Below are 13,616 nucleotides of genomic sequence, written 5' to 3' on the forward strand. Positions count from 1 at the left end.
CAATTCTGAAAGGGTTTTTTATTTATAAACCTATGAAAAAACTACTCTTCTCTCTCTTGATTTCTGTTTCAGCTTTCGCCCAAATTGACAAAGTTGAACCGCCGTTTTGGTGGAATGACATGACGCTTTCCGAGGTGCAAATTATGTTCTACGGTAAAAATATTGCTCAAAACGAAGTCACCGTTTCCAACGGCATCATCATCAAAGGCATTCAAAAAACAGAAAACCCGAATTATGTTTTTGTAACTATTGAAACGAAAAATATTCCGGCTCAGGATTTTGTCTTTACGTTTAAAAATGGCAAAAAAACATTTACCCAAAATTATTCGCTTAAAGCAAGAAGAGAAAATTCCCGCTTCCGCGAAAGCTACGACAGTTCCGATGTGATGTATCTTTTAATGCCGGACAGGTTTGCTAACGGCAATCCAAACAACGACAACAACGCTTTGCTAACTGAAAAAATGGACCGTTCAAAAGACAACGGAAGACACGGCGGCGATATCGAAGGCATCATCAAAAACTTAGATTATATCCAATCGCTTGGTGTGACAGCCGTTTGGCCAACGCCACTTTGCGAAGACAACGACGAAAGAGGTTCGTACCACACTTACGGTCAATCCGACGTTTATAAAATCGATGCGCGTTTCGGAACCAATGAAGAGTATGTTCGAATGAGTGCCGAATTACACAAACGCGGCATGAAAAACATTATGGATTACGTGACCAATCATTGGGGTTGGCAACATTGGATGTACAAAGATTTACCAACACGCGATTGGGTTCACCAATTCCCCGAATTTACGAATTCTAATTACAGAATGACTACGCAATTTGACACCAATGCTTCTGAACGCGATGCGAAATACTGCATGGATGGTTGGTTTGTAAAATCGATGCCCGATTTGAATCAGTCGAATCCTTTGGTCTTAAATTACCTGATTCAAAACGCCATTTGGTGGATTGAATATGCTGATTTAGACGGTTTCCGTGTAGACACTTATTCCTACAATGACAAAGTGGGCATTGCCAAATGGACCAAAGCCATTACCGACGAATATCCGCATTTCAATATCGTAGGAGAAGTTTGGATGCAAGACCAAGCCCAAATGGCTTTTTGGCAAAAAGATAGTAAAATTGGCGCCATTCAAAGCTATAATTCCTATTTGCCAAGTGTAATGGATTTCACTTTATACAATGCTTTGGAAAAAGTGTTCAACGAAGACAAAGGCGAATGGGACAAAGGAATGATTAGAGTATATGATAATTTAGCCAATGACTTTTTGTATCCCAACATAAACAACATCCTAATTTTTGCTGAAAATCACGATACCAATCGTATCAATCAAGCTTATAAAAACGATTTCAAAAAATACCAAATGGCAATGACCATATTGGCCACTGTTAGAGGAATTCCGCAATTGTATTACGGCTCCGAAATTGCGATGGCCGGTGACAAAGGCAAAGGCGATGGCGACATTCGTCATGATTTTCCCGGCGGATGGAATGGCGATACCAATAATGCTTTCACCAAAGCCGGAAGAACTGAAGAACAAAACAAATTCTATGATTTCACCGCCAAAATATTCAACTGGAGAAAAAATAAAGAAGTGATTCATTTCGGAAAAACAACACATTACATCCCGGAAAACAACGTTTATGTTTATTTCCGTCACAACGAAAAAGAAAGCGTGATGGTTTTGGTAAATAATAGCCCCGAAAAACAAACTTTCAAAACCAACAGGTTTCAAGAGAATTTAAACCATTATAAATCCGGAAAAGACGTGTTAAGCGATGCTTCTTTCGATTTGAAAAAAGATATGACTATTGAAGGAAAATCGGTTTTAGTCTTAGAATTAAAATAAATAAGTCTCGCAATCCCGTACCTTCGGGAGCAGAGACGCAAAATAAATAAAAAATGCCTTGTGCCTTTGTGCCTCTGCGAGATTAATTAAACAAAATGAGAAAGCTATTACTCTTATTATTAATTACCACATTTTCATTTGCTCAAAATGCGAATAGAAAATACCTTTCCCACAGCTGGAAAAACAACCTATTGGAAGTAAAAACCAGTGACGGAACTTATCGCATAAAACCTTATTCTGATAAAATTATTGAAACTTCTTTTGTCCCGAATGGGGAAATTTTCAATGCCAATTCGCATGCGGTAATCAAAACTCCCGAAAAAGTGAAAGCAACTGTTTCCAAAACAGACAATTCAGTTTTGCTTTCTACAAAAGACATTACGATGGTGATTAACAAATCGCCTTTCAGAATTACTTATTCCAACAAAGGAAAAGTCTTGTTGTCCGAGAAAAACGGCTACATTAAAAAAGACAGCACCGAAATTCTACAATTCAATCTTGACAATTCAGAAGTTTTATTTGGCGGTGGTGCGCGTGCCCTAGGCATGAATCGCCGTGGTAATCGTTTGCAATTGTATAACAGAGCGCATTATGGTTATGAAACCAAAGCCGAATTGATGAACTTTTGTATTCCGCTTGTTTTATCTTCTAAATTATACGCGGTGCATTTTGACAACGCTGCGATTGGCTATTTGGATTTAGACAATAAAAAGAACAATACTTTAGAATACGAAACCATTTCGGGAAGAAAAACTTATCAAATAATTGTAGGCGATACTTGGGAAGATTTGGTAGCCAATTATACTGATTTGACCGGAAAACAACCCATGCCGGCACGCTGGACCTTCGGAAATTTCTCGAGCCGATTTGGGTATCATACGCAAGAGGAAGTAGAAAAAACAATTAATAGATTCAATTCAGACGGAATTCCTGTAGATGCGATTATCCTCGATTTATATTGGTTTGGCAAAACCGTTCAAGGCACGATGGGTAATCTTGATTGGGACAAAGACCAATTCCCGAATCCGGAGAAAATGATAGCCGATTTGAATGCCAAAGGTGTCAAAACCATTCTAATTACAGAACCATTTATCTTAACAACCTCATCAAAATGGCAAGAAGCAGTCGATAAAAAAATATTGGTCACCGATAAATCAGGAAAACCCGCCACTTGGGATTTCTATTTTGGCAACACCAGCGTAGTCGATGTTTTCAAACCCGAAGGCAAAGATTGGTTTTGGAATGTTTACAAACGCTTAATCAAACAAGGTGTTGGCGGCATGTGGGGCGATTTGGGTGAACCTGAAGTCTTTCCTTCCAAAGCAATGACAGCAGCCGGAAAAGCCGACGAAGTGCACAATATCTATGGTCACCATTGGGCCAAATTAATCGCAGATGGTTACCAAAGAGATTTCCCAAACCAAAGACCATTTATCCTAATGCGCGCCGGTTATTCGGGTTCACAACGTTTTGGGATGATGCCTTGGAGCGGTGATGTTTCGAGAAGTTGGGGCGGATTGCAATCACAAATGGAAATCGCGATGCAAATGGGAATGCAAGGCATGGCATATATGCATTCGGATTTAGGCGGATTTGCCGGAGATTATTTCGACAACGAATTGTATTTACGTTGGTTACAATACGGCGTTTTTAACCCCATTTTCCGTCCGCACGCGCAGGAAGAAGTCGCTTCAGAAGTCTCCAGAAAAGATATTATCACCAAAGCCAAAGCCAAAAAATCGGTTGAACTTCGTTACCAACTACTGCCTTATAATTACACTTTGGCATTTGAAAATAACCAAAAAGGAACGCCATTAATGCGACCGTTATTCTTTGAAGAACCAACGAATGAAAAACTGCTCAACGAAAAGGAAAGTTATTTTTGGGGCAATGCATTTTTAGTAAAACCAATCACAAAATCAGGTGTAACTTCGACGGAAGTTTATTTTCCAAAAAGCAACAATTGGTTTGATTTTTATACCGGTAAAAAATACAATGCCGGCGCAACAGAATCGGTAAAAGTAGAAGAAACAACTATTCCAACTTTCGTTCGTGGCGGTAGTTTTGTGCCTATGATTGAAACGATTCAGAATACTACAAAATATTCATTAGCCAACTTCAATTTGCATTTTTATTTTGACGAAACCGTGAAAACTTCTTACGGTAAATTATACAACGACAACGGTGAAACGCCTCAAGCTTTTGAAAAAGGACAATACGAAATATTAAATTTCAATAGCAATAATAATGGCAAGGAATTGGTTCTAAAACTAACGTCAACTGTTGGTAAAAACTATTCGTTATCTGATAAAACGGTTTCGGTGTTAATTCACAACATCAAAGCCAAACGCATTTTTGTAAATGGTAATGAAATGTTGTTTAAAACCTTTAACGAACCTTTATTAATTCCGGTAGAATGGAAAAAAGGAACTGCTTCTGAAATTAAAATAGAATATTAAATTATGAAAAATATACTGCTTACCCTTTCGGCTTCACTCCTATTGTTTGGTTGCAATTGTACCAAAGAAGCGGCTACGAAACAACAAACTCAAGCTCAAACACCTTTCATTTGGGAAAGTGCCAATGTCTATTTCCTATTGATTGATAGATTCCAAAACGGCAATCCGGAAAATGACAAAATCATCAACCGTAACAAACCCACCGGCGTTTTGCGTGGCTTTGAAGGCGGCGATATTCGTGGCGTAATTCAAAAACTCGACGAAGGTTATTTTACCAATTTGGGAATCAACGCCATTTGGATGACGCCGGTCGTGGAGCAAATTCATGGTTCAGTAGATGAAGGCACCGGAAATACGTATGGATTTCATGGCTATTGGACCAAAGATTGGACGGCGGTTGATCCGAGTTTTGGCACCAAAGAAGATTTAAAAGAACTAGTCGAAAAAGCACACGCGAAAGGCATTCGCATCATGTTGGACGCGGTAATCAATCACACCGGTCCTGTAACCGAATTGGATCCTGCGTATCCGAGTGATTGGGTTAGAACGTCGCCGAAATGCACCTATAAATCATACGACACTTACATCAATTGTACGTTGGTAGAAAACCTTCCGGATGTACTAACCGAAAGCAATGCCAACGTAGCTTTACCGCCAATGCTAGTTGAAAAATGGAAAAAAGAAGGCCGTTACGAACAAGAAGTAGCCGAATTGGATGCATTTTTCAAAAAAACCGGTTATCCGCGTGCACCGAAGTATTACATCATGAAATGGCTTTCGGATTACATTACCGATTATGGCATTGACGCCTATCGAGTTGATACGGTAAAGCATACTTCAGAAGATGTTTGGGCCGATTTCAAGAAAGTCTGCGACCAAGCTTTTGCCGATTTCAAGAAGCAGCATCCTGAAAAAGTGTTAGACAATAACAATTTCTTTACTATTGGAGAAGTTTACGGTTATAATATCGGTGCCAAAAAACAATTCGATTTCGGCGATAAAAAAGTCGATTACTATGCCAACGGTTTCACCGGATTAATCAATTTCGACTTTAGAAATGAGGCCAAAATGAACTATGAAGATTTGTTTTCCAAATATTCTAACCTCTTGCAAAACGACCTAAAAGGCAATACAGTCATGAACTATGTTACCTCGCATGACGATGGTTATCCTTTTGACAAAAAACGCGAAAAAATATTCGAAGCCGGCACCAAATTATTATTGACTCCCGGAATTTCGCAAGTGTATTATGGTGACGAAATTGCTCGTTCACTCGAAATCGAAGGCGCACAAGGCGATGCTACTTTGCGTTCATTTATGAATTGGGATGATTTATCATTTGACAGAATCAAAAACCAATTGTTGATGCATTACAAACTTTTGGGAACATTCAGAAATAACCATCCTGCGGTTGGCGCAGGAGTTCACCAAATGATTTCACAATCACCGTATGTGTTCAGCAGAAGTTACAGCAAAGCTAATTTTAATGACCAAGTAGTGGTTGGCTTGGATTTACCAAAAGGCCCGAAAGAAATCTCAGTCGGAACTATTTTTGCCAATGGCACTAAAATCAGAGATGCCTATTCTAATTTATCTGTTATAGTAGAAAACGGAAAAGTAAATTTAGATACTAATTTTACGATAGTTTTACTCGAAAAACTATAACCATGCTCAAAATAGGTCATCGCGGTGCGAAAGGTCATGCTGATGAAAACACTTTGGATTCTTTCCAAAAAGCCATCGATTTAGGTGTTGACATGATTGAGCTAGACATACAATTGAGCATAGACAAAGTGCCAATGGTTATTCACGACACAACTGTTGACCGAACAACTTCTAGCGTTGGTTTGGTTACCGATTATAGTGCCAAAGAATTGCGAAAATTAGGGATTCCAACATTACGAGACGTATTTGAATTGGTGCACAATCAATGCGAAATTAATGTTGAAATCAAAGTGTTTTCGGCAACCCAAAGCGTTTTAGATTTGATTGACAAAAACATTTTCGACAAGAACAAAATTCTTATTTCGAGTTTCGATTGGAATGCATTGCAGGAAGTGCGTTTTCACGATGAGGATATACGCATTGGGGTTTTAACAGAAACCGATTTTGACTTAGCGCTGGCTTTCGCCAAATTTATTAAAGCCTATTCGATTCATCCTTATTATCATTTGATAACCGCTGAAAACATTCAAAAAATAAAAGAAAAGCACTTTAAGGTTTTTCCATGGACGATAAATGAGCCTACAGCTATTACCTTTGTCAAATCGTTAAACGTTGACGGTATTATTACAGATTTTCCGGAAAGACTATGAACTCAAACTATGACATTATAATTGTTGGCGGTGGTGCAGCTGGTTTTTTTACAGCTATCAATATCGTTGAAAACAATCCGAAGCTAAAAGTTGCCATTTTAGAACGTGGCAAAACGGTTTTGGAAAAAGTGCGTATTTCCGGTGGCGGACGATGTAATGTGACGCATGCCTGTTTTGTGCCGAATGATTTGGTCAAATTTTATCCGCGTGGGGAAAAAGAATTGCGCGGTCCGTTTCACCAATTTTGTTCCGGTGATACCATTGAATGGTTCAAAAAACATGGTGTTGAATTGAAAATTGAAGACGACGGCAGAATGTTCCCAACATCGGATTCCTCTCAAACTATCATCGACTGTTTTTTGGGCTTGACCCAGAAATTAAAAATCGATGTGCTTACCGGTCAAAGTGTACAATCACTTTTTAAAGGCGACAATTACTGGAAAGTAGAAACCCATCACGAAACTTATTCTTGTTATAAATTAGTCATGACTACCGGTAGCAATCCTAAAATTTGGGAACTGTTGGAAAGTATGAATCATACGATTATTCCACCAGTTCCTTCGCTCTTTACTTTTAACATCAAAGATGCTCGAATCAAAGATTTAATGGGTGTTTCGGCTTTTGCCAATGTGAAAGTCAAAGGCAGTAAATTAGAAGCTTCCGGACCATTGTTGATTACCCATTGGGGAATGTCCGGACCGGGAATTTTGAGACTTTCGGCTTGGGGCGCCAGAATTTTAGCCGATAAAAATTACCAATTCGTTTTAGAAGTCAATTGGCTCAACGACGTTACTTTTGATGAAGTTATAGAAACTTTAAAAGAACTCAAACAAGAACATGCAAAGAAAGTTGTGGGTAAAAAATCTCCTTTTGATTTTCCTAACCGACTTTGGGAAAGTTTGGTTTTGGCTTCAGGAATTGATTCAGACCCGAACGATAGCGAACAGGCGAAGCAGACGAAATGGGCTGATTTGACTAAAATACAATTGACAAATTTGGCGAACCAACTCACCAACGGGCAATTTCAAGTGAATGGCAAAAGTACTTTTAAGGAAGAATTTGTCACTGCGGGCGGCATTGATTTAAGAGAAATCAATTTTAAGACAATGGAAAGCAAGTTACACGAAAATTTATTTTTTGCAGGCGAAATTGTCAATATCGATGCAATTACGGGCGGCTTTAACTTTCAAAATGCTTGGACAAGCGGATTTTTGGCAGCGAATTCAATTACTTCATCATGAAAAAAACAATCACTATTTCAGTACTATTTATAGCTATACTTTTCCTAGAAAGTTGCAGTACACCAAAATCAAATAATTTTCAATTGACGAAAAATTACCAACCGGATAATCCCGAATTGTATAAAGCTATTGTGAAACTTGACAGTGCGTTTTTTGACGCTTACAATAATTGTGATACAAAATTTGAAACTTACGCCGATTTCTATGCTGATGATATAGAATTTTACCATGACCAAGGCGGCTTATCCAATTCAAAAAAAGATATCTTGGAAGGCACCAAAAAAAATATCTGCGGTAAAGTAACCAGAACATTGGTAAAAGGCAGTATTGAGGTTTATCCGATTAAAGATTATGGCGCGATTGAAATTGGTTTGCATTCCTTTAGCAACAAAACCAATCCACCGAATGAGCCAAAAAAGATCAGTCGGTTTACCATTTTTTGGAAAAAAGTGAATGACCAATGGAGAATTGCTAAAGTGATTAGTTTACATTAAAAAATTTCTTATGTTTATATAGTAGTTTGCTCAAAATCAGTTAAATTTGGGTTTCAAAATTACTAACGGATGAAAAAACTACTACTTCTATTGTTGTTTGCTGTTACGGCTAATGCACAATTTCTACCTTCATATCCAACGATTTCTCAATGTGATGATAACAATGATCAATATGCTGTTTTTGATTTAACCCAATTAACATCACAAATTTTAGCTGCTGTTGTTGAAAGTAATTACACCATTACTTATTATCCTTCCTATGCTAACGCTCTGAATAATACAAATCCGATTATCAATGCAAACAATTATAGTAATATCCAACCCGCTATCCAAACGTTGGGCATTAGAATAGTAAACAATTCAACCAATGATGTCAATGTGGCTACGGTTGATATTAGGGTTTTACCCAGACCTACTGTCAATTCGGCAATATTACAGTTTTGCGACACCAATGAGTTGCCTATATATAATTTGAATGATGCCATACCACAAATAATTAATGGCGATCCAAGTGTTACCATAACCTTTTATGAAACAATAGCTGATGCTGAAACTGGTTCTAACGCTATACTTGATGGCGGATATATCCCCTTAATTAGTCCCGGAATACAAATACTATATGCCAGAGTTGAAAATACTCAAAATGCCTGTTTTTCAGTTACAACATTAACATTGAATACATACAACTGCGGAGAAGCCTGTCCGGCGCCAAGTAATTTAATGGCAACCAACATCACTCCTACTTCATTTACTTTAAATTGGAGTAATTCGGGTGGCTTTATAGGTTACATTTTCAACCGAATTTCAATTGTTCCTTATGGCGCTCCTCCACCAACAGAAGACAACTCAATAGTCGTACAAGCTCCTTTAAATTCCTATATTTTCACAGGACTATTACCGGATGCCTGTTATTCGGTATATGTTAGAAAAGTTTGTGACATTGGAGTAAACAGTCCTTGGTCTGAACCTTTAACCATTTGTATGTTAGATTGTGTCAATAGTGGAAACTGTGCTGAAGCTTTAATATTAAACGCTTTCTTAGACAGTAATAACAATGGCATCAAAGACACCGGAGAGTTCAATTTTAATCAAGGTAATTTTGTGTATCAAATCAATGATTCAGGTAATAATCTTTATGGAAGTTCGAATAATGGTTCTTATTATATCTATGAAAATAACCCTCTGAACTCGTATGATATTAATTTCGCTGTGAATAGCGAATTGACCAATTATTATGTGTCCAATGCCTCTTATACAAATGTAACACTACCCGACGGAAGTGGCGCAAATTACTTGTATTTTCCAATTACTACCAACCAATCTTATATTGACGCCGTTTGTTATGTTTATCCACAAAACCAACCTAGACCGGGATTTACATATGATGTTGTAGTAAGCTATACAAACAATAGTTTTGGAACAATTTCAAATGGTACTTTGACATTTACCAAAGACCCAAATGTAACCATAGTTTCAATTTCGCAAACAGGAACAACAGCATCAAGTACCGGATTTACTTATGACTTTACCAATTTAGCCTATAATGAAATTCGTTATATTACTGTAACGCTACAAGTTCCAACGATACCAACTGTCAATTTAGGAGATTTATTAACCAATAGCGCTTCAATTCAAGTTGATGGTGATGCCAACCTCGCTAACAATTCTTCCTCTTTTACCCTAACGGTTGTGGGTTCTTATGACCCAAATGACAAAGCCGAATCTCGCGGGGGCAAAATAGTTTTTGACCATTTTACTGCCAATGATTATCTGTATTACACCATTCGTTTTGAAAATACCGGAACGGCCAACGCAGAGTTTATCAGAGTGGAAGATGTACTTCATGCCGATTTAGACGAAAACACTTTTGAAATGCTTAACGCCAGCCATACAGTAAACACAAGACGTGAAGGCAATCAATTGACTTGGCATTTCTTCGACATCAATTTACCGCCAAGCAGTATTAACATCAATGATGGTCATGGCTATGTTTATTTCAGAATCAAACCCAAAGCAGGTTATGCCATTGGTGATATTATTCCGAATACGGCTTCCATTTTCTTTGATTACAATCCGGCAATTGTGACCAATAGATTCGATACAGAATTTGTAGAAAGTTTGGGTATTCCGACTTTTGAAGCTAATAATATTATTTTGTATCCTAATCCGGCAAGCGAACTGGTTACCGTAAATCTATCCAATGTAGCCGAAAACCTCAAAGAAATTGTCTTCTACGACATTATTGGCAAAAAAATAAAAACAATTTCTTCTTTATCTGATAATCAAACAACAATTGATTTATCCGATTTATCAAAAGGAGTTTACTTAGTAGAAATCAACACCGAAAACAATTTTAAAACCGTCAAGAAATTAGTAATTCAATAATCGAATATTCATAGAAATAAAAATCCCGCCTTTTATTGAGACGGGATTTTTTTATCTATTCAACCACCAAATACTCGCATTGAGCACAGTGGCAAAACTGACCCAAGCCAAATACGGAACAAACAACATACCGGCGACTTTATCAATTTTCTTAAACTGAGTATACGTTTCAAATATCACTAACCAAAGCAAAATAATTTCAATCAAAGCCAATAGCGGATTGTGCAATCCGAAGAACAAATAAGACCAAAGCGCATTCAACCCTAATTGGTACATAAAAAACTTAAATGCCTTTTTGACATTTTCTTCATCAGTCTCTATTCGGTTCCAAATCATACCACCGGCAACACCAATCATGATGTAAAGTACTGTCCAAACCGGGGCAAAAATCCAATTCGGCGGATTAAAAACAGGCTTAATCAATGTCGGATACCAAGTCGTAATACTTTCACGAGTAACTACTCCGGATAAGTAACCAATAACCAAACATGTTGCTACAACGAGGACTATTCTTAAAATCTTTTGCATGGCGATAAGTTTTAATTTTAGTCAAATATACTAAAGTTTAACCACTAAGCACAAGAGGAAAGGACTAGGAACACTATGCTCTTTGTGAACTTTGCGTATCTCTTTGTTTCCTTTGCGGTTAAAATCAAAACTCCTTAAGTCTATTTGTCAATTCAAAAAAGAAAAAATTATCTTTGCTTACTCAAGACCAATTTTGGTCAAACTGAACGAAGTTAAAATCAAATCTATGCTTTCTTCCAGTAATTCGCTTAAGCTCTTGTCCGAAAAGGATTTTATGACAAAACCATTTTCAACAGTAATCGAAAACGGAAGTTTTCAATGGAGTGCACCTAGTAATATTGCTTTAGTCAAATATTGGGGCAAAAAAGAAAATCAGGTTCCGGCGAATCCTTCAGTCAGTTTTACTTTGAACAATTGTAAAACAATTACCAAATTGGCTTTCGCCAAAAAAGAGAGCAATAGTAATTTCTCTTTCGATTTGCTGTTTGAAGGCCAACCCAAAGAAGATTTCAAACCGAAAATCCAAAAGTTCTTAGAACGTATTGAAATCTATTGTCCTTATCTGAAAGATTATCATTTCACGATAGATACCGAAAACACTTTTCCGCACAGTTCAGGCATTGCTTCTTCCGCTTCAGGAATGGCTGCTTTGGCGATGAATATTATGTCTTTGGAAAAAGCTTTATCCCGAAACTTCGGGACTGAAATGACAGACGATTTCTTTAACCAAAAAGCTTCTTTCTTAGCCCGATTAGGTTCCGGAAGCGCTTGTAGAAGTGTAAAAGGAAGTGTTGTAGTTTGGGGAAATCATGCTGAAATCAATGGAAGTTCAGATTTATTCGGAGTGGAATTTCCATCGAAGATTCACGATAATTTCAAGAATTACCGAGACACTATTTTATTAGTAGATAAAGGCGAAAAGCAAGTTTCAAGTACGGTCGGACACGATTTAATGCACAATCATCCCTTTGCCGAACAACGTTTTGCGCAAGCGCATGAGAATTTATCCGCCATCAAAAAAGTCTTAGAGGACGGCGATTTAACCGAGTTTATCAAGATCGTCGAAAGTGAAGCTTTGACACTTCACGCGATGATGATGACCTCGATTCCTTATTTTATCCTAATGAAACCCAATACCTTGGAAATCATCAATAAAATTTGGAAGTTTAGAAACGAAACGAATATTCCTATATGTTTTACCTTAGATGCCGGTGCCAACGTACATATTTTGTATCCCGAAAACGTTAGAGTTCAGGCAATGCAATTTATTACTACAGAATTAGTTGGCTATTGTCAAAATGGTAACTATATTTGTGATGCCATTGGCACAGGAGCAATTAAAAACATATGAAAGGACCATTATTTTACTCAAAGATTCTTCTCTTCGGAGAATACGGAATTATAAAGGATTCTAAAGGTTTATCCATTCCCTACAATTTTTACAACGGCGCTTTGAAAGTGGACGAAAATCCATCCGAAGAAGCGATTAAATCTAACGCGAGTTTGCGTCGTTTTGTAACCTATTTGGACCAACTTCAAAAAGACCAACCCGAGTTAGTAACTTTCAATATTGAAGTTTTAAAAACCGATGTAGAACGCGGCATGTATTTCGATTCCAGTATTCCGCAAGGATATGGTGTTGGCAGCAGCGGTGCTTTAGTGGCGGCGATTTATGACAAATATGCCAACGACAAAATCACGGTTTTAGAGAATTTAACCCGTGAGAAATTATTGCAGTTAAAAACGATTTTTTCCCAAATGGAGTCATTCTTCCACGGAAAAAGTTCCGGTCTTGATCCATTAAACAGCTATTTGAGCATTCCGATTTTGATCAATTCCAAAGACAATATCGAAGCCACCGGCATTCCGTCTCAAAGTGCGACCGGAAAAGGTGCCGTGTTTTTATTAGACTCCGGAATCGTAGGCGAAACCGCTCCAATGGTGAACATCTTCATGGAAAACCTAAAAGAAGAAGGTTTTCGAAAAATGTTAAAATCACAATTCATCAAATACACCGACGCTTGCGTGGAAAATTTCCTCGGCGGCGATATGAAATCTTTGTTTGCCAATACCAAACAATTGTCTAAAGTAGTCTTAAACAATTTCAAGCCAATGATTCCCGAAGCGTTTCACGGCGTTTGGCAAAAAGGACTTGACACCAATGATTACTACTTAAAACTTTGCGGTTCCGGCGGCGGCGGTTATATCCTAGGATTTACCGAAGATTTAGAAAAGGCCAAAAAATCCCTGAAAGATTACAAATTGGAAGTGGTTTACCAGTTTTAAACATGAAATCCACTTTTGTCATCCTGAGCGCAGTCGAAGGACTAAT

Annotated in this window: 10 protein-coding genes; 9 read left to right on the forward strand and 1 reads right to left on the reverse strand. The window is 37.7% G+C overall.

Annotated elements, in window-relative coordinates:
* Nucleotides 1–32: 32 nt before the first annotated feature.
* The 7 genes from B3C16_RS02170 (at nucleotide 33) to B3C16_RS02200 (ending at nucleotide 10,756) form a co-directional block, all read left to right on the forward strand.
* Nucleotides 33–1,862: a glycoside hydrolase family 13 protein gene (locus B3C16_RS02170; protein ID WP_121312600.1), complete on the forward strand. Its 1,830-nt coding sequence runs from the start codon at nucleotides 33–35 to the stop codon at nucleotides 1,860–1,862.
* A gap of 95 nt (nucleotides 1,863–1,957) precedes the next feature.
* Entirely contained in the window at nucleotides 1,958–4,321 is a 2,364-nt protein-coding gene (locus tag B3C16_RS02175) for a TIM-barrel domain-containing protein (protein WP_291128324.1), read from the forward strand.
* A gap of 3 nt (nucleotides 4,322–4,324) precedes the next feature.
* Nucleotides 4,325–5,986, forward strand: a complete 1,662-nt coding sequence (locus B3C16_RS02180; RefSeq protein ID WP_291128328.1) for an alpha-amylase family glycosyl hydrolase — start codon at nucleotides 4,325–4,327, stop codon at nucleotides 5,984–5,986.
* A 2-nt stretch (nucleotides 5,987–5,988) separates the two neighbouring features.
* Entirely contained in the window at nucleotides 5,989–6,636 is a 648-nt protein-coding gene (locus B3C16_RS02185; RefSeq protein WP_291128331.1) for a glycerophosphodiester phosphodiesterase, read from the forward strand.
* A complete protein-coding gene (locus B3C16_RS02190; protein ID WP_291128335.1) occupies nucleotides 6,633–7,877 on the forward strand; it encodes an NAD(P)/FAD-dependent oxidoreductase in 1,245 nt (414 codons plus the stop codon). Before B3C16_RS02185 ends, B3C16_RS02190 begins: the two co-directional genes overlap by 4 nt.
* Entirely contained in the window at nucleotides 7,874–8,371 is a 498-nt protein-coding gene (locus B3C16_RS02195) for a nuclear transport factor 2 family protein (protein ID WP_291128338.1), read from the forward strand. Before B3C16_RS02190 ends, B3C16_RS02195 begins: the two co-directional genes overlap by 4 nt.
* 69 nt (nucleotides 8,372–8,440) lie before the next feature.
* On the forward strand, nucleotides 8,441–10,756 hold the full coding sequence (locus B3C16_RS02200) for a DUF7619 domain-containing protein (RefSeq protein ID WP_291128341.1): 2,316 nt from the start codon (nucleotides 8,441–8,443) through the stop codon (nucleotides 10,754–10,756).
* Nucleotides 10,757–10,807: 51 nt separating this feature from the next.
* Here the strand turns inward: B3C16_RS02200 and B3C16_RS02205 are convergent, their stop codons facing one another.
* The gene (locus B3C16_RS02205) at nucleotides 10,808–11,284 is read right to left on the reverse strand and encodes a TspO/MBR family protein (protein WP_291128344.1); all 477 of its coding nucleotides are present in this window, start codon (nucleotides 11,282–11,284) and stop codon (nucleotides 10,808–10,810) included.
* A 274-nt stretch (nucleotides 11,285–11,558) separates the two neighbouring features.
* Between B3C16_RS02205 and B3C16_RS02210 the strand changes: the two genes are divergently transcribed.
* Nucleotides 11,559–12,635, forward strand: coding sequence for a diphosphomevalonate/mevalonate 3,5-bisphosphate decarboxylase family protein (locus B3C16_RS02210; RefSeq protein WP_291128347.1), 1,077 nt, complete (start codon nucleotides 11,559–11,561; stop codon nucleotides 12,633–12,635).
* Complete coding sequence (locus B3C16_RS02215) at nucleotides 12,632–13,570, forward strand: mevalonate kinase family protein (protein ID WP_121312591.1); 939 nt, start codon at nucleotides 12,632–12,634, stop codon at nucleotides 13,568–13,570. Before B3C16_RS02210 ends, B3C16_RS02215 begins: the two co-directional genes overlap by 4 nt.
* Nucleotides 13,571–13,616 lie beyond the last annotated feature (46 nt).

This window comes from Flavobacterium sp. UBA7682 (assembly GCF_002482945.1).
In the GTDB taxonomy this organism is placed as follows: Bacteria; Bacteroidota; Bacteroidia; order Flavobacteriales; family Flavobacteriaceae; genus Flavobacterium.